Annotated in this window: 1 protein-coding gene; it reads left to right on the top strand. The window is 62.2% G+C overall.

From position 1 onward, the window contains the following. Positions 1-249: isocitrate/isopropylmalate family dehydrogenase (locus AUL38_RS16705; RefSeq protein WP_235590766.1), on the top strand; the 249-nt coding region annotated here is incomplete at both ends.

Raw genomic sequence — 249 nt, 5'->3', positions numbered from 1 at the left:
GGCGGGTCAACAGTCCACGCCGGCACCACTAACGCCGTCGCGATGCAGGAGTCCCTGAACACCTACGCCGGCATCGAACGCGTCATCGACTTCTCGTTCAGGCTCGCGCTCGGACGCCGCAAAAAAGTCACGCTCTGCCACAAAACAAACATCCTTGTCGCCGCAGGCAAGCTCTGGCAGGAAGTCTTCGAGACCGTCGCCGCACGATACCCCGAGGTCGAGACCGACTACGTGCACGTCGACGCGATG

Origin of the sequence: Leucobacter sp. G161 (genome assembly GCF_001482305.1) — a bacterium.
GTDB lineage: Bacteria > Actinomycetota > Actinomycetes > Actinomycetales > Microbacteriaceae > Leucobacter.
The sequence above is the reverse complement of the archived record's forward strand: the minus strand, read 5'-3'. Positions and strand labels throughout refer to the sequence as shown.